This window comes from Nocardia sp. NPDC003726 (assembly GCF_053586955.1).
In genome coordinates, this window is record NZ_JBSFNF010000014.1 from 1 (window position 1) to 21,849 (window position 21,849).

A 21,849-nucleotide genomic window follows, 5' to 3' on the forward strand; every position below is an offset into this window, starting at 1 on the left:
CTCGGCCACCGCCTCCAACGCATCCTCACCACCATCGCCACCAACCCCCACACCCCCATCGGCGACATCGACATCCTCGACGACACCGAACGGGAAATGGGAAGGGCCGCAACGGTTGCCACCCCATCGCCGAGCGCGGCGGCGACCGCGGGCACCACACTCACCCAAGCGCTCGTCGCCGCGGTCGAGGACGACCCCGACGCCCCCGCCATCCTGTCCGACGACGAGCTGTCCTACCACGATCTGGAGACCCGCTCCTCGCGTTTGGCGCGGGTGCTCATCGCGCGTGGTTGCGGCCCCGGCGCGGGCGTGGCGCTGCGCTTGGACCGCGGCATCCAGGCCGTCGTCGCCACCTGGGCCGTGCTCAAGACCGGCGCCGCCGTCGTCCCCGTCCCCACTGACGACGCCGCACTACCCGACCACCTCGAGATCAAGACCGGCCTGACCGCCGGCGGTGCGTTCCCGACCGCCACGGTCGACTGGCTGGCCCTCGACGACCCCGCCCTGACCGCCGAAATCGCCGCCGAATCACCACGACCGGTCACCTACGCCCACCGCACCCGCCCACTGCGCGGCAGCGACCCGGCATTCGCCGGACAACAGGTCCTCAGCTACGACGACCTCGCCGCGGCAGCCGCGCGATTGCGCGACCGGGACGAACTCACCTACGAATCCGAGATCCCCTACCGCGACGAAGCGAGATCCTCCGAGGGTGTGATCGCGCTGGTCGCCGCCGGGATGGTCGGCGCTGCGGTCGTCCTCGACGCCGAGGGCGAGGTGCTCACCGGCGAAGACGTGACCGGTTGATCGTCGCGGCCGGGCAGCGCTCAGCTGAAGTGGACCACCGAGAGCGTGCCCGCCGCAATGCAGTACGTGGCGAACGGCAGTAGGGTCCGAGTCTGGAAGTAGCGCTCCAGGAACCGTACTGCCAGCCACGACGACACCCCGGAAACCACGGCGCCGAACAGCACCGGTCCACGGATGCCTTCGGTCTCCGGGCCGACCAGTTCCGGTAGCTCCAGCACTCCGGCGCCGAGAATCGCCGGAGTGGCCAGCAGGAACGCGAATTTGGCCGCGTGCTCGCGCGCGAGCCCGCGCCACAAGCCGCCGACCATGGTCAGGCCCGCCCGGCTGAAACCGGTCAGCAGCGCACCGGCTTGGGCGAAGCCGATACCGAGGGCGTCGGCCGTCCCCAGGGCGGCCAGCGGCCGGTCGGACTGGCGGGGAGTCCGCGCCACGGCGGTGACGGTGCCTCTGCGCGCTTCCTGCCGAGCGAACCGCCGGCCGTATTCGGCCAGCGACGGCTCGTTCCGCCTGCGCAGACCCTCACCGATGATCAGCACGACACCGTTGAGCGCGAGGAAGATTCCGGCGTAGAACGGCGTGCCGAACAGCGCGTGCAGCGGATGTTCCAGCAGGAAGCCGAGCACGCCGACCGGAATGGTGGCGATCACGATCAACCATGCCAGCCGCTGCGGGATGGTGTCGAGGCGCCCGGTGCGCAGCGTGGTGAAGAAGCCCGCCACGATGACGCACCAGTCGCGCCAGTAGTACCCGAGCAGCGCCAGCGCGGTGGCCACGTGCAGCGCCACCACGAACGCCAGATACGGTGTGCCGGAATCGGCTTCGCCCTGGCCGGTCAATCTCTCCCAATCGCCTCCGAGCCATGCCGCGACCAGCACGGAGTGCCCCAGGCTGGAAATCGGGAACAGTTCGGTGACCCCTTGTACCGCCCCGATCACAGTCGCTTGAAAGTATGTGAGCATCGTTGCGAGTCTCGCACGCGCGCAACGCAACTGTGTGCGGGCCTCTCCCGGCAGTCGCCGCGACGGTTCCGACGCGGCGAGGAGGGGTGATGACCGGGACACGCGAGTCGGCCTCGCCGACGGTGAAAACCACTGTCGGCGAGGTCGATGCCGCTCAGGCGGTGGCGCCGGAGGATTCGGCGAGCATGTCCAGGGCGATGTCCACGATGAGATCCTCTTGTCCCCCGACCAACCCCCGACGTCCCACTTCGAGCAGGATCGTGCGCACGTCGATGCCGTAGCGCCGGGACGCGGTTTCGGCGTGCCGCAGGAAGGACGAGTAGACCCCGGCGTAGCCGAGCGTGAGTGTTTCGCGGTCCACGCGCACCGGGCGGTCCTGTAGCGGGCGCACCAGATCGTCGGCCGCGTCCTGCAGCGCGAACAGATCGCAGTTGTGTTTCCAGCCGTGCAGGTCGGCGACGGCGACGAAAGGTTCGATCGGGCAGTTGCCCGCGCCGGCGCCGTGGCCGGCGAGCGAGGCGTCGACCCGGGTGACGCCTTCTTCGACCGCTACCACGGAATTGGCCACCGACAGGGAGAGATTCTCGTGCGCGTGGATGCCGATCTCGGTGCCGGGGTCGAGCGCATCCCGGTAGGCGCGGACCCGGTCACGGACGCCGTTCATGGTCAGCCGGCCGCCGGAGTCGGTGACGTAGACGCACTGCGCCCCATAGGATTCCATCAGTTTCGCTTGTTCGGCCAGGCGAGCGGGTTCGGCCATGTGCGACATCATCAGGAATCCGGAGACGTCCATGCCGAGTTCCCGCGCGGTCGCGATGTGCTGGGCGGACACGTCGGCTTCGGTGCAGTGGGTGGCCACGCGCACCGATCGCACGCCCAGCCGGTAGGCGTGCTTCAGTTCTCGAATGGTGCCGATGCCGGGCAGCAGCAGCGTGGTCAGCCGGGCGTGGGTGAGGTTGGCGGCGGCGGCTTCGATCCACTCCCAGTCGGTGTTGCTCCCGGGACCGTAGTTCAGGCTGCCGCCGGCGAGACCGTCGCCGTGGGCGACTTCGATGCCGTCGACACCGGCCGCGTCGAGCGCCGCCACGATCCGGCCGACGTCGGCGGGAGTGACGCGGTGGCGCACCGCGTGCATGCCGTCGCGGAGGGTGACGTCTTGGATGAACAGTCGGGTGGTCATCGCAGCGCTTCCTGTCCCGCCGGGGCCGCGGCGATCGTGTCGGCGATGGATTCGGCGTAGCGCACCGCCGCCGAGGTCATGATGTCCAGATTTCCCGCGTAGGCCGGGAGGTAGTGGGCGGCGCCTTCGACCTCGAGGAACACCGTGACCTGATGGGTGGGCGCCGCGGCCGTGCCCGGCGCCAGGAGGGTGTGCACCGGCTGGTCTCGCGGGACGGCCGTGATCTGGACTTGTTGCTTGAGGCGGTAGCCGGGGACATAGGTGGCCACGTCGGCGATCATCTGCTCCACGGATTCCCGGATCGCCGCGTGCACGCCGGGATCCGGCGTGGTGATCAGGCACAGCACCGTATCGCGCATGATCAGCGGCGGATCGGCCGGATTGAGGATGATGACGGCCTTGCCGCGCGCCGCGCCGCCCACCGTTTCGATCGCGTGCGCGGTGGTCTCGGTGAACTCGTCGATATTCGCGCGCGTGCCGGGACCGGCGGACTTCGAGGCGATGGACGCGACGATCTCGGCGTAGGCCACCGGTGCGACGCGGGAGATGGCCGCGACGATCGGGATGGTGGCCTGCCCGCCGCAGGTGACCATGTTGACGTTGGGCGCGTGGCGGTGCTCGTCGAGGTTCACCGCGGGGACGACGAATGGTCCGAGCGCGGCGGGTGTCAGATCGATCAGGCGTTTGCCGAGTGGTTGGAGCACCGCGGCGTGGGCGGCGTGGGCTTTGGCGGAAGTCGCGTCGAAGACCACGTCGATCTCGTCGAAGTTCGGCAGTTCCAGCAGGCCCTGGACGCCGTCGGACGTGGTGGGGACGCCGAGTCTGCGCGCGCGGGCCAGACCGTCGGATTCCGGGTCGATGCCGACCATCGCGCCCATCTCCAGGACGGTCGAGTGCCGGATCACTTTGATCATCAGATCGGTGCCGATGTTGCCCGATCCGATCACCGCGACTTCGAGGGTGGCGGGGTTGTCGTTCATGGTCTCACTCCCGAATGAAGGTCGCGGTCACCGAACCGAGTCCGGTGATGTCCGCGGTGACGGTTCCAGGGCCCTCGATCGGGGCCATCGGTCCGAGCGCTCCGGAGAGCACGATCTGCCCGGCGCGCAGCGGACGACCGAACTCGCGCGTGGTCCGCGCCAGCCAGGCCAGGGCGTGCAGGGGATCGCCGAGGCAGGCCGCGCCGGTTCCCGTCGAGACTTCGACGTCGTCGATCGACATCCGCATCCTGGTGGAAACGGGCTCGAAGGAATCGAGGGTGCGGCGTTCGTCGCCGAGGACGAACAAACCGCTGGAAGCGTTGTCGGCGACGGTGTCGCCGAAGGTGATGTCCCAACCGGCGATGCGGCTGTCGACGATCTCGAGCGCGGCCACGGCGTAGTCGACCGCGCCGCGGACCTGCTGGTCGTCGAGTGGTCCGTCGGCCAGGTCCGCGCCGAGCACGAACGCGATCTCGGCTTCGGCCTTCGGCTGCAGCAACCGGCTCAGCGGCACGGGCGTGTCCTGCCGGTAGCGCATGTCGTCGAACAGCACTCCGAAGTCCGGTTGATCGACACCGAGCTGCCGCTGCACCGCCGGGGAGGTCAAGCCGATCTTGCGGCCGACCACCTCGGCGCCCGCCGCGATGCGCTCGGCGGTCAGCAATTCCTGCACCGCGTAGGCGGCGGCCACGTCGCCGGAACCGATCAGATCGCGTACCGGGGCGCACGGGGTGCCGGAGCGGGCGGCCGCGCCGAGCAGGTCGGCGGCGGCGATCGTGGCGGTGTCCGCGGAGCGTTGGTCGAGGTCTGGAGGTAGCGGCATCGGAAGTCCCGGCTCTCGTGAGAAGTGAACGGTGACCTCACTGTCGCCGCGGAAGGAATCCGTCCGCCAGCATCGCGTTCCACTGAGCCGAACGCCGCCGCGATAGAGTCGGCGCGGCGAAGGAGGTGAGCGGTGCCATCCGCGTTCACTGGCCGTGCGGTAGACGGTTCGACCGTGCTGGGCAAGATCATGGCCGTACTCGAGGCGTACTCGATCGACGACACCACCTTGACCCTGGCCGAGCTGGGGCGGCGGACCGGCATTCCGAAGGGGACCCTGCACCGGGTCCTCGCCGACATGGTGAGCGTCCGGCTGCTGGACCGGACCGACGCCGGGTATCGGCTCGGCGGGTACCTGTTCGAACTCGGGATGCGCGCCTCGGTGGAGCGAAGTCTGCTCGAGGTGGCCATTCCGTTCCTGGAGGAACTCAACGCACGGATCCACGAGACCGTGCATCTGGGCGTGCTCGACGGCACGGATGTCGTGTATCTGACGAAGATCGGCGGACGCAGGCAGGCCAGCGCCCCCTCCCGCATCGGTGGCCGCATGCCGGTGCACTGCACCGCCATCGGCAAAGTGCTCCTCGCCAACGCCGACGCGGCGCTTCGTGACCAGGTGCTGGCCGGACCGCTGCGCCGCTACACCCCGCGCACGATGGCCCAGCCGGGCACGCTGCGCAACCAGCTCGATCGGATCGCGGCCGACGGCGTCGCCTTCGAATTCGAGGAATCCGCGCCCGGCATCGTCTGCGTGGCCGCCCCGGTTCGCGAGTCGGAGGACGTGGTCGCCGCGATCAGCGTGGCAGGCCCGTCCCATCGGTTCCAGCCCGAGACCCACGCGGCATCGGTCCGCGCGGCCGCCGACGGCATCGGAGCCACCCTGACCCGGCGGGCCCGGTTGTTGTCCGCGCCTCCTTCCTGAGCCACGAGGAAGGCCCCGCCCGGCACGGATGCCGGACGGGGCCGGGTGAGCGAACGCTCGCCGGGGTTGCTCCCCCACTACCTACTTGGCCGGTGCGATCGGCGGCTGATTGACAGTGGCGAAGTACTGGATGGCGGCGCCCAGCGCCACCGGAGCCGTGACCAGGATCTGACCGGCGAGGGTGCCCAGCGCGCCGACGGCGATGATGCCGCCGAGGCAGCCGATGGCCGCGGCCGGGATGAACGCGCCGAACAGGCCGACGATCGTGGAGGCCGCGACCGTCGCGCCCGCGATGCCACCCAGGATGCAGCCGACGGCGCCGCCGCCGAGACCGCCGACCAGGGTGCCGAGGGTGGCGCCCATGGTGATGGTGCTGGTCATGCGGGTCCAGGCCGCCTGCTCACGGTCGTAGTCGGTCTTCCAGGGCGCCTTGTCCTCGAACGGAAGGGCGACCGGCTTGTAGGTGGCGTGCGCCAGGTCGAACTGCGGGGTCAGGGTGGCGGTGTGGTCCGCGATCTCGGCAGCGATCGGGAACTCGAAGTCATCGACCCGGAAGGTCAGCGGCATGCCGGTGAGCACCGTGCCGTTGGCGGCCTTGACCTTGAACACGCCATCCTCGACGACCATGGAACCGGCATCGGTCGTGATGATGGACTGGGTATCGGTGGCGCGAGCCGTGAAACCGACCGCGTCCTCCGCTTCGGGCTGGGCGCCGGCCGAGCCGGAAGCGATCCCGACCGCGGCGACGAGACCCGCGGCCACCGTGACGATTTTCCTCATCCTTGTTTTCTTTCCTCTCGGCTCTTCCTGGGTGTCGGCGCGCCGAGTGCACCGGATGCCGAGCGCGGACAGCGCCCGGCAGGTTGTTGATGATGTGCTGTGTGGTGTCGGTGCGACCCACGTCACTTCCGTGTGGGAAGTAGTGGAACGGTGCCTGAGCGCGTCAGGCCAGGTCAACCGATTCGGTCCACTCAGCTGACCAACCGATCGAAAAATTCGCGAGATCTTCGCCGCGGATTTGCTAATCCGGGGCACGCCTCGACTCTTCGGTATGCGTCCGCCGCGCGCTATGCCGAACGCGCGAGTGTCCGGTTGATCCCCATGGCCGCGGACTTCAGCGGGCCGGACATCCGGTCGAGGTTCATCCGAGCGGTGGTCGTGGACATCCCGACCGCCCCGATCAGAACCGACTGCGGCCCGAACACGGGCACCGCCGCGCTCACCACGCCGAGGGACATCTCCTCGGCTTCCACCGCCAGCCTGTTCTGCCGGACGATGTCCAGTTGGCGGTACAGATGCGCCGCCGAGGCGACCGTTCGTCGGGTGAACGCCGACAGCCCGTTCTCCACCACCTGCGCGACCACATCGGTCGCGGAGAACGCGAGAATCGCCTTGCCCGTCGCGGTCGCGTACAGCGGCAGCCGTCCCGCGACCCGGGACGGTATCTCGACCGCGCCGTGGCCGGAGAGCTTGTCGATGTAGAGCACGTCGAGACCGTCGCGGATGGCGAAATGGACCGTCGCGGACGTCGCGGCATGGAGTTCCTGCAGGTACGGCAGCGCCGCATCGCGCAGAACCCGTTGCGTCGGCACCAGTTGCCCGAGCTCGAACAGGCGCAGGCCGAGGCGGTATTTCGTCCCCGAGCGTTCGAGGACACCCCACTCCACCAGGGCGTTCGCCAGCCGGTACGTCGTCGCCTTGGCGACTCCGCTGCGGCGGGACAGTTCGGTGAGCGACAACGCCACCGACTCGGCGTCGAAGGCTTCCAGCAGCAACCTTGCCTTGCCGAGTACCGATTGCATAGTCGAGCGCCTCCAACTAACCAGGCGGTCCACAGGCCGGACCAAAATCTGCAACACCATACCGTTGCGTATTTTTCGCTGAACCGCGGCCGCCCACCCGCCGCGCACCCCGGAAAGCAGGCGTGGGCAGGCGGAAATCCCGGCTGATTGCCGTTCGCTGACGGGTTCCCAGCGAGTATATCCATCTGTTACATTACCGATGCGGAGCCTATATAAAGCCGTGCTGCTCCCCATCCGGACGACAACGCAGTCAGCGGACATCCGTCCCGACAAAGACGTCGGCAGGCCGACAACGGCGTCGGCCGCAAACGGATCCACACATCACGAATCGCCGCGAGCCCGCCCGTGCCTCGCATGCGACGGCCCGAGATCGGTCGACGTCCGCCCGCCCGGTCGTCCGATATCCGGGCCGATTCGCGCCGCGCGGCACGCCGGAACACTCGTGGCGACGCCCCGCCCCGATCGGACTTTTCAGCTGGAGGAACCCATCGACATGCCGATCAATTTCCTGAGCGGGCTCGATCTGATCGCCGCACTGGATGTGCGCAATGTCGAAGCTCATCTCGCCGATGCCGTCGAGAACTGCTCGGCTTGCGCCACCACCGCCAATCCGGGGCCCGGCTGCCCCGCCGGCCTCGCCGCCCGGATTCGCGCCGCCGCCGCGGGCAGCACCGCATCGGCTCCGCTGACGGCGATCGAGATCGTCGACAAGCTCCTCGCGCTGCGCAGGACACCCCAGCCCGACAGCGCGTAGCGCACGGTCACGACGCGACACCTCAGCGGCGTGATCGGCGCATCCGGACTACCCTCCGCTGACCGGTGCGATCGTGCGCGGAGAGGGGGATCAACTCGATGTGGCCTGGGTTCGGGGGAAGCGGTGACCCATGACATCCGCCCACCATGCGCTCAAACGGGACTCGGGCCAAATGATCCGGTCTCGATCCTCGTCGTCGGTGCTGGGCATGTTCGCGTCCTCGATCACGATGTAGTTCCTTTGCGCCGTCCAACCTCGGAATGGGGCCCTCGTCCTCGGGTGCGGCGCAAGCTATTCATGACATCGTTGTCCAACCGGCCGGTGGTCGAGCAGCGGGGATACCCCGAATCGCGTACCGGCACGACCGCGCTGTCGAGCCGATACGTGCACCGGGTACCACTCGCGACCATAAACAAACCGTTCTTTCGGTACCGCTTCGCGGAACATGCCGCGCCGTTCGCGCGCGGCCGAGTTCTCGGTGCCGACACGGCCGCGATCCGGCCGGGCGCAGGCTACTCGTGGACCTGGGCGTCGATTGTGGGATGCGCGGCGCCGCTGTCCGCACCAAGGCCGGCGAGCAGGCGCAGCCCGTCCTCGGCGGGGCTGCCGGGGGCCGCCGACAGCACCAGCAGCTCCATGCCCGAGGCGTCCGGTAGGGCGAAGTTCTCCTGGTGCAGTTCCAGCAGTCCGACCAGCGGGTGCCGGTACGCCTTGCGTCCATGGGTGCGGGCGCGCACGTCCGCGCGAGCCCACAGCCGGCGGAAGCGCTCGCTGCCCATCGCCAGCTCGCCGATGAGTGAGGCAAGCCGGGGATCCTCGGGGTACTTGCCCGCGGCCAGGCGCAGGTGCCCCACCACGTCGAGGGTGCAGGTCTCCCAGTCCGCGTAGAGGCCGCGCTCGGCCTCCTCGAGAAAGATGTGCCTGGCGGTGTTCAGCCCCGGCATGGGCCGGCCGTAGAGCAGGCCGGCGAGGCGGTTCCCCGCGCGCACGTCCAAGCGATGGTCCATGATCAGCGCGGGCGCGTCGGTGACCAGGTCCAGCACGCGCAACAGTTCCGGCCGGATTCGCCCGCCCGGCGCCTTCGCCCGGCGGCGGCGCTGGCGGGCCAGCCGGTAGAGATGCTCGCGTTCGGTGTCGTCGAGACCCAGGACGCGGGCGAGCGCGTCGAGGACCTGTTCGGACGGCTCGGTCGCGCGGCCCTGCTCCAGGCGTACGTAGTAGTCGACGCTGACCCCGGACAGGTGCGCGACCTCTTCGCGGCGCAGCCCTTCGACCCGGCGGCGCCTGTCGGTGGGGATGCCGACGGTCGCCGGATCGACCCGGGAACGCCGGGTTCGCAAGAAGCCCGCGAGATCGTCCATGCCCCCAGTATGGCTGCGGCCGTGCCCGTGAAGGTGGTCCTGCTGTTACCAGGAAGTCCCGTCCGACGGAAGCGGAGCCCCTGAACGCCGGGCGCCGTGCCGCCCAGGATCGAAGGCACCCGATCCCGAGGAGTTCTGATGAAGACATTGATCGTCTACGCCCATCCCGAGCCGAAGTCGCTCAACGGGTCGCTGAAGGATCTCGCGGTGTCCGCCTTGGAGGCCGCGGGGCACGAGGTGCGGGTGAGCGATCTGTACGCGATGCAGTGGAAGGCGGTCGTGGACGCCACGGACTACGGCCCCGGAGCCTCGAGTCCGCTACGGGTCGCCCGTGACTCGGGGCGGGCCTTCGACGCGGGGACGCTCACCCCGGATGTGCGCGCCGAGCAGGAGAAGCTGCTGTGGGCCGACACGATCATCTTCCAGTTCCCGCTCTGGTGGTACACGATGCCCGCGATCCTCAAGGGCTGGGTGGACCGGGTGTTCACCTACCACTTCGCCTACGGCGTCGGCGAGCACAGCGACACCAGGTACGGCGAGCGCTTCGGCGAAGGCACTCTCACGGGCCGGAAGGCTCTGCTGTCGGTGACCGTAGGCGGCCCGGAGCCGCATTACGCCGCGCGCGGGATCAACGGGCCCATCGAGGATCTGCTGTTCCCGATCCACCATGGCATCCTGTTCTACCCCGGCATCGAAGTGCTGCCGCCGTTCGTGCTGTATGGCACCGACCGGATGACCGGCGAGGACTACGCGGACGTCGCCAAGGCTTGGGAGCAGCGCCTGCTCACCTTGGAGTCGACCGAGCCGATCGCCTTTCGCCGGCAGAACTTCGGCGACTACGAGATCCCCTCGCTGCAACTGAAGGAGGGATTGGAGTCCGCAGGCCGCACGGGTTTCGGCCTGCACGTGCGGAGTTGACCCCGGTTCGTGTCCGTCTGTACGGGCAAGGGTCGCCAGGTCCATGGCGGAGCGTGTCGAGTGATACCCGAAGTCCTACGCCTTCTCGGGCTGCCCGATCTGCGCGGGCTCGTCGCGGACCCACGCATCGGTCTGGGTCAGCCAGAACAGGTAGGCCAGAGCGGGCAGCACCGTGACGGCGGCGACGGCGACGACGGTCAGCAGCCCGATCAGGGTCGAGCGTGCCCCTGCCGCGTCGGCGATGAGCGTCTCGTCGACGAGGATCCACGGCGTCTGCGCGACCGCCCATCCGATGACGATCGCGGCGACCGCGATCACCGCGGGGACGCGCGCCCACGCGAAGCGGCGACGGTACACCATGATCAGGGTGAGCACGCCCGCGGCGGCCGAGAGCGCGATCAGCGGCAGGGCACGCCCGAGTAGTCCGGCGCCCAGGGTCGGTGCGTCGTGACGGATCGGGGCGATCGCCGCGATCGCGACCGCCCCGGTCACGCCGCCGACGATCAGCGTGCGGATGCGCAGGTATCCCGCCAGCGCGTCGTCGCCCGAGCGCGCGGCGTCCGCGGTGAGGAAGACTCCGGCCAGGAACGCCGAGGTCCCGACGGCCAGCGTGCCGCCGATCAGCGAGGTCGGATTCAGCCATGACCCCACCCGGTCGCCGTACCCCTCGGCGGGCACTCGCCCGGACGCGATCGCGCCGGCCACGGTGCCGAAGAAGAACGGCGTGATGAGCGACGCGCCGGCGAACAACGCGCCGAACAGGCGCGCCTGGCGCAGGGTCGCGGAGTACTTGCGGAACGCGAAGTTCGCGCCGCGCAGCACGATTCCCAGCAGCGCGAGGCTCATCGGGATGAACAAGGTGGTCATCACGGCGGCGAACACCGCAGGGTAGGCGGTCCAGAGGAAGACCAGGATGTAGATCAACCAGACGTGATTGGCTTCCCACACCGGTCCGATGCTGTGATCGATGAGCACCCGCAGGCGGCTGCCGCGCCGCGCACCGCCCGCGGTCAGGTCCCAGAATCCGGAGCCGAAATCCGCGCCACCGAACAGCCCGTAGAGGACAACCCCGGTGAACATCGCCGTCGCCACCACGTCGGAGAGATCCATCGGTCACGGCTTTCCGACGCTGCGGGCCCGCTGCGCCTGGTCGACCGGCGATGCTCCCGGTCCGTAGGGGGCGGTGATGGTCGCGGCGCCGGCGCGCCAACGGCGAGCCATGGAACGCAAGACGACGATCGCACCCACCGTCATCCCGACGTACACCAGCAATACGCTGGCATAGCTCCACCACAGGCCGGTGCTCGTGCTGGCGGCGTCGGTGGTGCGCAGCACCTGCCACACCGTCCACGGCTGACGGCCCACTTCGGTGGCGATCCAGCCGCATTCCAGCGCGAGGATCGCCAGCGGGCCCGCGGCGACCGACGCGCCCAGGAACCAGCGTTCGGTCAGCGGGTCACGGCGCCGCCAGCGCAGCAGCCAGAACACGATCACCAGGAGCGCGAGCAGGGTGCCGATGGCCACCATGCCCTGGAAAGCGAGATGGGTGACGTTGACCGGCGGCCGGTCCCCGATGGGCACCGAGTCCAGACCGGGGACAGGTGCGGTCAGGGAATTGCGGGCGATGATCGAACCCAGCCGGGGGATCTCGAGCGCTCCCTTGACTTCGCCGTCGACCAGGACGCCGCCCAGTCGCAGCGGGGCAGGCCCTTCGGTGGTGGCGGCCAGCTCGAACGCCGCCAACTTGGCCGGCTGCGTGTCGTGCACCCGCATGCCGAGCACATGCCCGATGAGCGGTTGCGCGAGCGCCGCGACCGTGGCGAAGACGAACGGAACGGTGAATCCGAGCCGGTGGTTGGCGTCGCGGCGGCCGCGCAGCAGACCGGCCGCGTAGACACCGGACACCAGGAAGCCGACGACCATGAAAGCGCCGACCCACATGTGCGCGAACTGCAGGTAGACACCGTCGTTGAACATGGCTCGCCACGGATCGACGTCGGTCACCTCCCCGTCGACGAGGCGGAAGCCGGTCGGGTTGTTCATCCACGCGTTGACACTGACCACACAGAAGGTGCCGACCACCCCCGCCACGCCCATCGGGATGAGCATCGCCAGGTGCCTGCGCGGCGCCATGCGACCCCACCCGTAGAGGTAGATGCCGAGAAAGATCGCCTCGATGAAGAACGACAGCCCTTCGAAGGCGAACGGCAGGCCGAGCACGTCACCGTAGCGGCCCATCAGCCCCGGCCACAGCAGGCCCATCTCGAAGCTGAGCACCGTCCCGGAGACCGCGCCGATGGCGAACAGGATCGCCGATACCGTCGCCCACCGCTTGGCCAGCGCCGAGGCGACCGGGTCGGTGCGGACGATGCCGCGGCGATGCACGACGTAGATCATGGCGGGAAAGGCCACCCCGAAACAGGCGAGCACGATGTGCCAGCCCAGCGAGAACGCCATCTGCTGGCGCGCGGGAAGCAGACCGGGTGGCCCCTCCGCCGACGCCTGGGACAGCGCCGCGAGCGTGCTCGACACCATGGCAGCCCCTTCCTGCGGTCTCGGGAGCCGCATGCCTGCGCCGCACGTCGGCTCTCGAGCGGGGTATCCCCTTTGCGCCGCGCCAACCAGGGCGCCACCGGCGCTGCCGCCGCGGCGGAGCTGTCATGCGCCCGGACACGTGGGTGCCGGTCTCAGCCCGACGGGCGAAAGCGTGTCGAGTTCGCTCGTTCCGGTCACCTCACCAGGTGAGCACCGGTTTGACGACCGTGCCCGCCCGCTGCTCCGCGAGCGCGGCATTGATCTCGGTATGCGGATACCTCGTGATCAGCCGGTCGATGGGGAATCGTCCGGCGGCATGCAGCTCCAGCAGCTGGGGGATGAAAGTCGCGGGCACCGCGTCGCCTTCGAGGCAGCCGCGAATCGCTTTGCCGCCCAGGACGATATCCCGCAGATCGATCTCGGGGACCCCGGCACCCAGACCGACCGCGACCACGGTGCCTCCGATCGCCGATGCGGCGGCCGCGGTGGCGAGCACACGCGACGATCCCGTGGTGTCGATGGCGTGGGTGGCCCCGCCGTCGGTCAGCTTCCGGATCGCGGGCACGATGTCGTCTGCCGCGGGATCGAGGGCCGCGGTGGCGCCCAGTTCCAGCGCCAGTGCCCGTCGCGCCGGTGACGGTTCCACCACGACCAGCTCGGCGACCTCGCGCACCAGTGCCGCCAGCACACCCGCCATGCCGACCGCGCCCGCGCCGTAGACCGCCACGCGGGCGTCCCGGTCCGGCCGCAGCACATTGAGCACCGCCCCGGCTCCGGTGAGGAAACCGCAGCCCAGTGGGGCGAGGACGGCCGGATCGACCTCGGTGTCGACGACCACCGTGTTGTCGGCGGTGGTCAAGGCGTACGCGGCGAAGCTGGACTGACCGAAGAAACCGTCCCGCACCGGAGTGCCCGCGACGGTGACCCGAGCCGATCCGTCGGCCCGAGCGCCGAACTGATTGAGTTTCGCCGCTCGCAGGCAATACGCCGGGCGCTCCGCCCGGCAGTTGCGGCATGTTCCGCAGTGCCGGAAGGTCAACACCACCCGATCGCCTGGCCGCACGCCGGTCACCGCCGCGCCGACAACCTCCACCACGCCGGCGCCCTCGTGCCCGAGCAGGACCGGACGATCGGCGGCGCCCGCCGCCCGGGTGACCAGATCGGTGTGGCAGATGCCGGTGGCCTGGACCCGGACCAGGATCTCATCCGCACGCGGGCCGTCGATCTCGACCGCTTCGACGGTGAACGCAGCGGCGGGGTCGCGCGACAGCACGGCGGTGGTGGTCACCATCGCTCAGCTCCGCTCGAGCAGGAAATAGAAGTACTCGCCATCTGCCAGCACCAGTTCCGGCCTGCCGTTCATGATGCCCATCAGCGTGTTCTCATCGAGCCATTTGAAGTGGTCGAAGACCGGTCGCTTGTCGTAGACCATGGTGGCGGTCACCTCACCGCGGAACTCGATGTTCCACAGCGTCGCTTCCCCGCCGCCGCCGAGTTCGACGTTGGAGAACAGCGATCCGTCCTCGGCGCGGCAGATCAACGGCTTGGCGTCCAGCACGCTGTGGAACGTCTTGCCGTGCCAGCGGCTCGCCGACAGCGCTTTGCGCAGCGGATGCCGGGTGGGGAACGCCGCGCCCTTCCATTCGCCCAGGATGTCCTCGGCGCGCGCCACGGGCAGACCGGCCCACAGCGCATCCAGCTCCGCCGCCGTCACCCCGCCTTCCCGTGCGAGGAATTCTCGCCAGCCAGTCCCCACAGCGCCCATGACCATCCTCGTTTCCGATGCGGTTTCCAGAACCTTTTGGTTCGGCAACTGTATATCCGAACCAAAAGGTTCGGCAAGATAGGATGCGGCCATGCGCGCAGCAGGTCAGGCCACCCGCGAACGAATACTCGTCGCGGCCAAAGCGGAGTTCGCCAGGTACGGCATCGCGGGAGCGCGCATCAATCGCATCGCCGACGCGGCCAAGGCCAGTAAGGACCGGCTATACGCGTATTTCGCGAGCAAGGACGAGTTGTACGCCGCGGTCACCGAGGAGTGGGTCGCCCAGACCACGGAGGAGACCGCCCTCGACGCCGCGGACCTGCCCGGTTACGTGGGCCGGCTCTTCGACCACTACATCGCCCATCCCGACAACGCCCGGTTGCAGGCGTGGGCCGAGATCGAGCAGACCCACATCGCCGCCGCCGAGGACGCCATCCGCCGGATCATCGCGGGAAAGCTCGCCGAGATCCGCCGCGGCCAGGAGCAGGGATTGATCACCGAGGCGTTCGCGCCCATCACCCTGATCGTCATGCTGACCGACCTCGCCCGCACCGCGGCCATGCACGCCACCCGCACCACCCAGCACAACATCACCGAACGCCGCGCCGCGACCGTTCTGGCCGCCCGGCGGCTGGTCAGCCCGGAGGCGTCCGCCGCCGAAGCCGGTCGTTAGCTCGCAGGGCTTGCCGAGCCGGCCCACCAGGTGGTGGGCTGGTGGCAGCGTTGCATCTCACGCCTCGATACCGCGCACAGTGTTCCCCCGAAGAAAGGCGGCGCAGCAGGTACTCGCCGGTGCACGGCCACCGGCCGGTAAGCCCCGAGACGACGACGGAGAAACGCATGGACGAGATCGATTGCACGCCGCGGCTCACGGCCTTCCCGCGCATCGACGATTACGGGTTCATCTCCGATTGCGAGGTCACCGCTCTGATCGCGCCCAGCGGAGCCATCGAGTGGATGTGCCTGCCGCGCATGGACTCCCCCAGCGTCTTCGCCGCGATACTCGATCGCTCCGCGGGTTCGTTCCGGTTCGCTCCCGCCGACTTCGTGGTGCCCACCGATCGCCGCTACATCCCGGGCACGATGGTCATGGAGACGAGCTGGCGCAGCGGCGAGGGCTGGGCGACGGTCCGTGACGTGCTGCTGGTCGGGCCGTGGCGGCACCAGAAACCCGGCCGCAGCGCGCACCGGCGGACGCCGACGGACTACGACGCCGAGCACATCCTGCTGCGCACGGTGCACTGCGAGACCGGCCAGATCCAGTTCGGGCTCGATTGCCAACCGGCCTTCGACTACGGCAGGCATCGCGCGCGATGGGAGTACCTCGGCAGTTATCACCTCGCGCAGGCCTGCGCCGACGGGATCGATCTGCAACTGACCTTGAGCACGGACATGCGCTTGGGGCTGGAGGGCACGCACGCGGTCGCCCGGACCCTGCTGAAGAAGGGCGACACCCGGTTCTGCGCGCTGGCCTGGGGCAGTCGGGACGCGCCCGGCGACGTCGCGGAGGCCGAAGAGCGACTGCTGCGCACGATCCACCACTGGCGGCACTGGCTGGCCGGCGGGCGATTCCCGGACCATCCGTGGACCGCGGAACTCACCCGCAGCGCCCTCACCCTCAAGGGATTGACCTTCGCCCCCACCGGCGCCGTCGCTGCCGCCGCCACCACCTCGCTACCGGAAACCCCTGGCGGGGAGCGCAATTGGGACTATCGCTATTCGTGGATCCGCGACTCCGCCTTCGCCCTGTGGGGCCTGTACACGCTGGGGTTCACCTGGGAGGCGAACGACTTCTTCTCCTACATCCTCGACCTGACCGAGGAAGCCGGGGACATGCAGATCGTCTACGGCATCGGCGGCGAGACCGACCTCGCCGAACAGACCCTTCCCCACCTGCGCGGCTACGACAACGCGGGCCCGGTGCGCATCGGTAACGAGGCGTACCGGCAGCGGCAGCACGATGTCTGGGGCGCGGCGCTGGACGCGGTCTATCTCTACGGCCGTCATCAAGATCAGATCGATGCGCGGGCATGGCCGCTGCTCGGCCGTGCGGTCAAGAGCGCCCTGACCTACTGGCGCGAGCCCGACCACGGCATCTGGGAGGTGCGCGGGCAGCCCCGGCACTTCACCTCGAGCAAGGTGATGTGCTGGGTCGCCGCCGACCGCGGCGCCCGGCTGGCCCGTATCCACCAGGACTTCGCCCGCGCGCACCGGTGGCAACAGGCCGCCGACGAGATCCACGCCGACATCTGCGCACACGCGGTCGATTCCCGGCGGGTGTTCACCCAGTACTACGGCAGCACGTCGCTGGACGCTTCGACCCTGCTCATCCCGCTCGTGCGTTTCCTGCCACCCGACGACGACCGGGTACGCAACACCGTGCTGGCCATCGCAGAGGAACTGACCGAAGACGGCCTCGTCTTGCGGTACCGCGTCGCGGAGACCGACGACGGATGCGCTGGTGAGGAAGGCGCTTTCACGATCTGCTCGTTCTGGCTGGTGTCGGCGCTGTCGGAGATCGGCGAGAAGAAGAAGGCCAAACAGTTGTGCGAGAAACTTCTCGGCTACGCCAGCCCGCTCGGCCTCTACGCCGAGGAGATCGATCCCCGCACCGGCAGGCACTGGGGCAACTATCCGCAGGCGTTCACCCACCTCGCCTTGATCAATGCCGTCATGCACGTCATCCAGGACGAGCAAGCGCTCCTGCGGCAGGCACTCGGCGGTGAATCGATCGCCCCGCGGCTCGACGACGCACCGCTCACTCGCGGGTACATCCACCGCTGACCCGGCCGGTGAAATCCACTGCACCCCAACGGTGGGCGCCCTTTCGTGCCGCCGCGGAGGCGGACTCAGTACTATCGCCTTCGACTGTTAACAGGACTAAGGATTTCATTGAAGGGCTCGACGATGGCGATGCTCGGCATCGCCGCGACCGCGGCATTCGGCCTGACGGCCGCCCCCGCGACCGCTGATCCGGTGGCAGACAAGTCTCGCGTGGTCGACACCGAGGACGGCTGGCAGTTGCGGATCAGCAAGACCGCCGAAGACGTGCAGCGCGTGCCCAATCTGGCCGCGACGCCGTTCACCAGGGAAGGGTTCGTCACGCTGTCGGCGGCGGCCGACATCGCCGGCGAGGGCCGGGAGGCGGTGAACTCGGGGACGCTGCAGCTGGGATACCAGATCGGCTGCCAGGGGGACGTTTCCAACGGCCTGACCATGGGCCTGTCCGCCGCCATCGGCCCGAACGCCATGGTGACCGTCGCCCCGTCGCCCGGCCTCGCCGTCGGCGGCAGCGCGCTGGCCCTGCCGAGCATGTCGACGACCATCAAGCCGGGCACCATCAACAGCATCACGCTGGGGACCAAACCGCTTGCCGGGCCGCACGGCTCGATCTCCGTCGATCAGATCCAGATCAAGATCGATGCGTGTGCGGGCGCGGTGAGCCTGCGCTCGTTCGCGATCGTATCGATATCCACCGCGACGGCCGACAATTCCGTCGCGGTCTACGGTGATCCGATATGGCTGTGATCCCCGCGCCTGCGCTGCGACGCTGGCTGGCGCCGATCGGGGTGTCGGCCGCACTGATCATCGCCGCCCCCACCACCTGCGCCGAGCCGATCGTGCCGGTCGGACCGAGCTGCGGCGAGACACCCTCCCCCGCAACGGCTTGCGGCGACGACAAGCCCGCGACGCGCGGCGCGCCCGCCGCGCCACCTGCACTGCCGTTGCAAGTGCTCGCGCCCCCGCCCGGGAGGTCGGCTCCCAATACCGGCACACCCGCCGGTGCACTGGTTCCTCCCGCGCCGGGACCGGGCTCCGGCAAGCCGATCGTGCCGATCCGATAACGATCAGTCGGGGGCCGCTCGCCCCGCGAGCGGCCCATCGATTCCAGCGCGAGCAGTGATCGCCTCGGCGCGTGTGCTCGCATCAGCTCCTATCGTTCGCTTCCTCGCGCAGCGGCGCGATTCCACTGCCTGCGGCCCGCGACGGGAAGTCTCGGCCTCTAAGTCCACCCGCGCACCGGTATCGCGACAGGCGCATCGGCCGTCGCTGGAATCTGGATGAATTTATGTCTCATCACAGCGCATCACCGCAGTTCAGGGCCGGTTCCTCAGGGTGAATGGCGCGGGCGGCGAAGGACTTACGGCGCCGGGTGCGGTCGATAATTTCGGTGCCCGACGGCTGGCCGACCCGCCAGCCGGGTGATTCGCCCGTTGATCACGCCCACCGAACAGGATTCAGCGCCGATGAGTTCCGAATTCCTTTGGTACATCCCGAATCAGGTCACGCCTGGACATCGCGGTGACACCGTCGTGGCCGATCACAACAGCCTGGACACCCTGACCGCCCAGGCGAAGGCACTCGAGGAACACGGCTGGCAGGGCGCTCTGCTCGGCACCGGGTGGGGCCGCCCGGACACCCTCACCGTCGCCACGGCTCTCGCCGCGAGGACCACGACGTTCGAGCCGCTGGTCGCCATCAGGCCGGGCTACTGGCGTCCGGCGAACTTCGCATCGGCGGCGGCGACCCTCGACCACCTCTCCGGCGGCCGGGTGCGGGTGAACATCGTGTCGGGCAAGGACGATCTCGCGGCCTATGGCGAGACCGAGAGCGATCAGGCCGAGCGTTACGCCCGCACCAAAGAGTTCCTGCAACTCGTCCGCCGGCTGTGGACGGAGGAGAACGTCACCTATCGGGGCCAGTACTACCAGGTCATCGATTCCACCGCGCTGCCGAGGATCGTCGCGCGCGGCGAGCGCCGCCATCCGAAGCTCTACTTCGGCGGTGCCTCGGAGGCCGCGGAGCGGGTGGCGGCGACCGAGGCCGATGTCCAGCTCTTCTGGGGCGAGCCCCTGTCGGGCGTCAGGGAACGGATCGAGCGCCTGCGGTCGCTGAGTGAGGAACTCGGCCGCGAGCACCCGCCACTGGAGTTCGGCCTGCGGGTCACCACCTTCGTCCGGGACACCACCGAGCAGGCCTGGGCGGAGGCGGAGGCGAAGGTCGCGGCGATGGCCGACCACCACCACGCGCCCGTGCCGAACCCGCATCGCCGAACGGCGGTGGGCCAGCAGCGATTGCTGGAGCTGGCCGCGCAGGGCGAGGTGCTCGACGACAACCTGTACACCACGCCGGGGAAGTTCGGCGGCGGTGGGGCAGGGACGACCTGGCTGGTCGGCTCCCCCGACGACGTCGCCAAATCGCTGCGCAAGTATCAGGACCTGGGCATCACGCATTTCGTGCTGTCCGACACCCCGTATCTGACCGAGATCGAGCGTCAAGGCAAGCAGCTGCTGCCGTTGCTGCGGGAGTGAGACGGGCAGCGCGTGCGCTGCCCCTCCCGATCCGCGTGGCGCGGGCTCAGAGTTTCAGGCCGGTCCCGTGCACGCCGTGCTCGTCGATGAGGGCGAGTTCGTCGTCGGTGAGGGCGGGGAAGCTCAGCGCCGCGATGTTGTGATCGAGCTGTGCGGTGGAACTCGCGCCGATCAGCGCCGAGGTGACCTCCTGGCGCCGCAGCACCCATTGCAGCGCCAGCTGCGCGAGCGACTGGCCGCGCGCTTCGGCGATCTTGTTCAGCGCGGCGGTGCGCTGCCGGTAGGTCTCGTCGATGACATCCGGCGACAGGAAGCTGCTGTTCTGCGCCCGCGCCCCGTCGGGAATCGTCTCCAGGTACTTGTCGGTCAGCAGGCCCTGCGCCAGCGGCGAGTAGACGATCACGCCGAAGCCGTCCTCGCGGGCGGTCTCCAGCAGGCCGCCGCGCTCGGGGCTGCGGTCGTAAATCGAGTAGCGGGCCTGGTGGATCAACAGCGGAACGCCCGCCTGCCGGAGCAGCTCGGCGGCCTCGTGAGTGCGGTCGGGCGCGTAATTGGACAGGCCGATGTAGAGCGCCTTGCCCTGTTGCACGGCGCTGACCAGCGCGCCGACCGACTCCTCCAACGGCGTGCTCGGATCCGGGCTGTGATGGTAGAAGATATCGACGTAGTCGGTGCCGAGGTCGCGCAGGCTGTGCTCGAGCGAGGTGAGGATCGACTTGCGCGAACCGCCCCGGAGATAGGGGCTCGGCCCGATGGGGTTGCCCGCCTTGGTCGAGAGGATGAGTTCGTCACGGTAGGGAGCGAGGTCCTTGCCGAGCACCGCGCCGAAGTTCTTCTGGGCGGCGCGATGCGGCGGTCCGTAGCGGTCGGCGTTGTCGAAGTGCGTGATGCCGAGATCGAAAGCGCGCAGGATGATCTCGCGTTGCGTCGCGAACGGGTAATCGGTGCCGAACTTCTGCCACAAGCCGAACGAGAAGGCAGGAAGGTCGAGGCCGGAGTTACCGGTGCGGCGGTACGGGACTTTTTCGTACCGGTCCGCCGCGGCAGCATAGGTCGGATCGAAGGGGCCATAACTCATCTGTGCGTGTCTTCCTTTCGCTGCGTGATCACCGAGAGTGCACCACTTCGGCCCCCTCCGGTGCGACCGGTCGGCTCACGCTGATCGAAACCCGTCGTGCCATGCCGCCCCCCGCGTGCCGCGCCTCCCGCCGGACCGATCAGCCTCGGCTCTCCGCGCTCGAAGCTGTCGCACTCACCGGGGGCCGATCGTCCTTCCGTGCCGCCACGATGACAAGCGCCCCGGAAACGATTCCGACGAAGAATGGCGACGGCACGAGCAGGACACCGCCCAGCAAGCACCATGCCGCGAGGCCCCAGCCGATTACAGCGGGCACGGCCACCCCGCGTCCGGCGAGGTGCCAGATCAGCAGACCCAACAGCATCAACGGCACGGCGAAGCTGCCCGGGCCGGCCCAGAACGTCAGCTTGTTCTCCAAGGACTCCGCCGTCTGCACGATGTCTTCATCTCCGAGCGTGAGCGGGACGGCCGCCCATATACCGCGCTCGGCCCAGCCGGTGATGTTTCCCCCGGAGGAGAGTGCCAGCAGGATCAGGTGCCCTGCGCCCAGCACGAGCAGGATCGCACCGGACCAGCGGAGCAATCGCTTTCTGTCCTTCATCTCGTGACCTTTCCTGTTCCGACGAAGTTCCGGCGTCGTCACGGTTCCGCCGG

Annotated in this window: 22 protein-coding genes; 9 read left to right on the plus strand and 13 right to left on the minus strand. The window is 69.0% G+C overall.

Annotated elements, in window-relative coordinates; all coding sequences use genetic code 11:
• Positions 1-807, plus strand: an 807-nt coding sequence (locus ACWDMM_RS19380; RefSeq protein ID WP_357102743.1) for an AMP-binding protein, incomplete at its 5' end; no start/stop codon positions are given.
• 20 nt (positions 808-827) lie between these two features.
• On the opposite strand, the gene ACWDMM_RS19385 is transcribed toward ACWDMM_RS19380, so the two are convergent.
• The 4 genes from ACWDMM_RS19385 to ACWDMM_RS19400 form a co-directional block, all read right to left on the minus strand.
• On the minus strand, positions 828-1,766 hold the full coding sequence (locus ACWDMM_RS19385) for an undecaprenyl-diphosphate phosphatase (protein ID WP_357102745.1): 939 nt from the start codon (positions 1,764-1,766) through the stop codon (positions 828-830).
• Positions 1,767-1,920: 154 nt separating this feature from the next.
• On the minus strand, positions 1,921-2,946 hold the full coding sequence (gene dmpG, locus ACWDMM_RS19390) for a 4-hydroxy-2-oxovalerate aldolase (protein ID WP_449938723.1): 1,026 nt from the start codon (positions 2,944-2,946) through the stop codon (positions 1,921-1,923).
• Complete coding sequence (locus ACWDMM_RS19395) at positions 2,943-3,926, minus strand: acetaldehyde dehydrogenase (acetylating) (RefSeq protein ID WP_449938725.1); 984 nt, start codon at positions 3,924-3,926, stop codon at positions 2,943-2,945. Before ACWDMM_RS19395 ends, dmpG begins: the two co-directional genes overlap by 4 nt.
• A 4-nt stretch (positions 3,927-3,930) precedes the next feature.
• Complete coding sequence (locus ACWDMM_RS19400; protein ID WP_195079405.1) at positions 3,931-4,749, minus strand: 2-keto-4-pentenoate hydratase; 819 nt, start codon at positions 4,747-4,749, stop codon at positions 3,931-3,933.
• Between the two features lie 189 nt (positions 4,750-4,938).
• Here ACWDMM_RS19400 and ACWDMM_RS19405 point away from each other — a divergent pair, with 189 nt between their 5' ends.
• A complete protein-coding gene (locus tag ACWDMM_RS19405) occupies positions 4,939-5,670 on the plus strand; it encodes an IclR family transcriptional regulator (RefSeq protein ID WP_195079472.1) in 732 nt (243 codons plus the stop codon).
• Positions 5,671-5,751: 81 nt separating this feature from the next.
• Here the strand turns inward: ACWDMM_RS19405 and ACWDMM_RS19410 are convergent, their stop codons facing one another.
• Both ACWDMM_RS19410 and ACWDMM_RS19415 read right to left on the minus strand, forming a co-directional pair.
• Positions 5,752-6,450, minus strand: a complete 699-nt coding sequence (locus ACWDMM_RS19410) for a hypothetical protein (RefSeq protein WP_357102750.1) — start codon at positions 6,448-6,450, stop codon at positions 5,752-5,754.
• 287 nt (positions 6,451-6,737) lie between these two features.
• Positions 6,738-7,472, minus strand: coding sequence for an IclR family transcriptional regulator (locus ACWDMM_RS19415; RefSeq protein ID WP_195079471.1), 735 nt, complete (start codon positions 7,470-7,472; stop codon positions 6,738-6,740).
• Positions 7,473-7,965: 493 nt separating this feature from the next.
• On the opposite strand from ACWDMM_RS19415, the gene ACWDMM_RS19420 reads away from it, so the two are divergent.
• Positions 7,966-8,226: a hypothetical protein gene (locus ACWDMM_RS19420; RefSeq protein ID WP_357102753.1), complete on the plus strand. Its 261-nt coding sequence runs from the start codon at positions 7,966-7,968 to the stop codon at positions 8,224-8,226.
• 512 nt (positions 8,227-8,738) lie between these two features.
• Here the strand turns inward: ACWDMM_RS19420 and ACWDMM_RS19425 are convergent.
• Positions 8,739-9,587: a helix-turn-helix transcriptional regulator gene (locus ACWDMM_RS19425; RefSeq protein ID WP_195079402.1), complete on the minus strand. Its 849-nt coding sequence runs from the start codon at positions 9,585-9,587 to the stop codon at positions 8,739-8,741.
• A gap of 138 nt (positions 9,588-9,725) precedes the next feature.
• On the opposite strand from ACWDMM_RS19425, the gene ACWDMM_RS19430 reads away from it, so the two are divergent.
• Positions 9,726-10,505 (plus strand): NAD(P)H-dependent oxidoreductase, encoded by a 780-nt coding sequence (locus tag ACWDMM_RS19430; protein WP_195079401.1) that lies wholly within the window; start codon positions 9,726-9,728, stop codon positions 10,503-10,505.
• Positions 10,506-10,580: 75 nt separating this feature from the next.
• Here ACWDMM_RS19430 and ACWDMM_RS19435 read toward each other — a convergent pair whose 3' ends face one another.
• The 4 genes from ACWDMM_RS19435 to ACWDMM_RS19450 all read right to left on the minus strand — a co-directional run bounded on the left by ACWDMM_RS19435 (position 10,581) and on the right by ACWDMM_RS19450 (position 14,805).
• Positions 10,581-11,615 (minus strand): cytochrome d ubiquinol oxidase subunit II, encoded by a 1,035-nt coding sequence (locus ACWDMM_RS19435; protein ID WP_357102757.1) that lies wholly within the window; start codon positions 11,613-11,615, stop codon positions 10,581-10,583.
• 3 nt (positions 11,616-11,618) lie between these two features.
• Positions 11,619-13,040, minus strand: a complete 1,422-nt coding sequence (locus tag ACWDMM_RS19440; RefSeq protein WP_195079399.1) for a cytochrome ubiquinol oxidase subunit I — start codon at positions 13,038-13,040, stop codon at positions 11,619-11,621.
• A 199-nt stretch (positions 13,041-13,239) separates the two neighbouring features.
• Positions 13,240-14,328 (minus strand): NAD(P)-dependent alcohol dehydrogenase, encoded by a 1,089-nt coding sequence (locus tag ACWDMM_RS19445; protein WP_195079470.1) that lies wholly within the window; start codon positions 14,326-14,328, stop codon positions 13,240-13,242.
• Positions 14,329-14,334: 6 nt separating this feature from the next.
• Positions 14,335-14,805, minus strand: coding sequence for a DUF4334 domain-containing protein (locus ACWDMM_RS19450; protein ID WP_195079398.1), 471 nt, complete (start codon positions 14,803-14,805; stop codon positions 14,335-14,337).
• A 91-nt stretch (positions 14,806-14,896) separates the two neighbouring features.
• On the opposite strand from ACWDMM_RS19450, the gene ACWDMM_RS19455 reads away from it, so the two are divergent.
• The 5 genes from ACWDMM_RS19455 to ACWDMM_RS19475 all read left to right on the plus strand — a co-directional run bounded on the left by ACWDMM_RS19455 (position 14,897) and on the right by ACWDMM_RS19475 (position 20,117).
• Positions 14,897-15,478: a TetR family transcriptional regulator gene (locus ACWDMM_RS19455; protein WP_357102761.1), complete on the plus strand. Its 582-nt coding sequence runs from the start codon at positions 14,897-14,899 to the stop codon at positions 15,476-15,478.
• A 167-nt stretch (positions 15,479-15,645) separates the two neighbouring features.
• Positions 15,646-17,589 (plus strand): glycoside hydrolase family 15 protein, encoded by a 1,944-nt coding sequence (locus tag ACWDMM_RS19460; RefSeq protein WP_195079396.1) that lies wholly within the window; start codon positions 15,646-15,648, stop codon positions 17,587-17,589.
• A 108-nt stretch (positions 17,590-17,697) separates the two neighbouring features.
• The gene (locus tag ACWDMM_RS19465; RefSeq protein ID WP_357102764.1) at positions 17,698-18,333 is read left to right on the plus strand and encodes an MspA family porin; all 636 of its coding nucleotides are present in this window, start codon (positions 17,698-17,700) and stop codon (positions 18,331-18,333) included.
• Positions 18,324-18,650 (plus strand): hypothetical protein, encoded by a 327-nt coding sequence (locus tag ACWDMM_RS19470; RefSeq protein WP_449938730.1) that lies wholly within the window; start codon positions 18,324-18,326, stop codon positions 18,648-18,650. Before ACWDMM_RS19465 ends, ACWDMM_RS19470 begins: the two co-directional genes overlap by 10 nt.
• Before the next feature lie 402 nt (positions 18,651-19,052).
• Entirely contained in the window at positions 19,053-20,117 is a 1,065-nt protein-coding gene (locus tag ACWDMM_RS19475) for an LLM class flavin-dependent oxidoreductase (RefSeq protein ID WP_357102770.1), read from the plus strand.
• A gap of 46 nt (positions 20,118-20,163) precedes the next feature.
• Here ACWDMM_RS19475 and ACWDMM_RS19480 read toward each other — a convergent pair whose 3' ends face one another.
• Both ACWDMM_RS19480 and ACWDMM_RS19485 read right to left on the minus strand, forming a co-directional pair.
• Positions 20,164-21,195: an aldo/keto reductase gene (locus tag ACWDMM_RS19480; protein WP_357102773.1), complete on the minus strand. Its 1,032-nt coding sequence runs from the start codon at positions 21,193-21,195 to the stop codon at positions 20,164-20,166.
• 139 nt (positions 21,196-21,334) lie between these two features.
• On the minus strand, positions 21,335-21,796 hold the full coding sequence (locus ACWDMM_RS19485) for a DUF6463 family protein (RefSeq protein WP_357102776.1): 462 nt from the start codon (positions 21,794-21,796) through the stop codon (positions 21,335-21,337).
• Positions 21,797-21,849: the final 53 nt, after the last annotated feature.

What these genes read in the sequence shown, in the direction of transcription:
- ACWDMM_RS19385 (WP_357102745.1), bottom strand. Translation starts at nt 1,766, where the DNA reads ATGCTCACATACTTTCAAGCGACTGTGATCGGGGCGGTACAAGGGGTC.
- dmpG (WP_449938723.1), bottom strand. Translation starts at nt 2,946, where the DNA reads ATGACCACCCGACTGTTCATCCAAGACGTCACCCTCCGCGACGGCATG.
- ACWDMM_RS19395 (WP_449938725.1), bottom strand. Translation starts at nt 3,926, where the DNA reads ATGAACGACAACCCCGCCACCCTCGAAGTCGCGGTGATCGGATCGGGC.
- ACWDMM_RS19400 (WP_195079405.1), bottom strand. Translation starts at nt 4,749, where the DNA reads ATGCCGCTACCTCCAGACCTCGACCAACGCTCCGCGGACACCGCCACG.
- ACWDMM_RS19405 (WP_195079472.1), top strand. Translation starts at nt 4,939, where the DNA reads ATGGCCGTACTCGAGGCGTACTCGATCGACGACACCACCTTGACCCTG.
- ACWDMM_RS19410 (WP_357102750.1), bottom strand. Translation starts at nt 6,450, where the DNA reads ATGAGGAAAATCGTCACGGTGGCCGCGGGTCTCGTCGCCGCGGTCGGG.
- ACWDMM_RS19415 (WP_195079471.1), bottom strand. Translation starts at nt 7,472, where the DNA reads ATGCAATCGGTACTCGGCAAGGCAAGGTTGCTGCTGGAAGCCTTCGAC.
- ACWDMM_RS19420 (WP_357102753.1), top strand. Translation starts at nt 7,966, where the DNA reads ATGCCGATCAATTTCCTGAGCGGGCTCGATCTGATCGCCGCACTGGAT.
- ACWDMM_RS19425 (WP_195079402.1), bottom strand. Translation starts at nt 9,587, where the DNA reads ATGGACGATCTCGCGGGCTTCTTGCGAACCCGGCGTTCCCGGGTCGAT.
- ACWDMM_RS19430 (WP_195079401.1), top strand. Translation starts at nt 9,726, where the DNA reads ATGAAGACATTGATCGTCTACGCCCATCCCGAGCCGAAGTCGCTCAAC.
- ACWDMM_RS19435 (WP_357102757.1), bottom strand. Translation starts at nt 11,615, where the DNA reads ATGGATCTCTCCGACGTGGTGGCGACGGCGATGTTCACCGGGGTTGTC.
- ACWDMM_RS19440 (WP_195079399.1), bottom strand. Translation starts at nt 13,040, where the DNA reads ATGGTGTCGAGCACGCTCGCGGCGCTGTCCCAGGCGTCGGCGGAGGGG.
- ACWDMM_RS19450 (WP_195079398.1), bottom strand. Translation starts at nt 14,805, where the DNA reads ATGGGCGCTGTGGGGACTGGCTGGCGAGAATTCCTCGCACGGGAAGGC.
- ACWDMM_RS19455 (WP_357102761.1), top strand. Translation starts at nt 14,897, where the DNA reads ATGCGCGCAGCAGGTCAGGCCACCCGCGAACGAATACTCGTCGCGGCC.
- ACWDMM_RS19460 (WP_195079396.1), top strand. Translation starts at nt 15,646, where the DNA reads ATGGACGAGATCGATTGCACGCCGCGGCTCACGGCCTTCCCGCGCATC.
- ACWDMM_RS19470 (WP_449938730.1), top strand. Translation starts at nt 18,324, where the DNA reads ATGGCTGTGATCCCCGCGCCTGCGCTGCGACGCTGGCTGGCGCCGATC.
- ACWDMM_RS19475 (WP_357102770.1), top strand. Translation starts at nt 19,053, where the DNA reads ATGAGTTCCGAATTCCTTTGGTACATCCCGAATCAGGTCACGCCTGGA.
- ACWDMM_RS19480 (WP_357102773.1), bottom strand. Translation starts at nt 21,195, where the DNA reads ATGAGTTATGGCCCCTTCGATCCGACCTATGCTGCCGCGGCGGACCGG.
- ACWDMM_RS19485 (WP_357102776.1), bottom strand. Translation starts at nt 21,796, where the DNA reads ATGAAGGACAGAAAGCGATTGCTCCGCTGGTCCGGTGCGATCCTGCTC.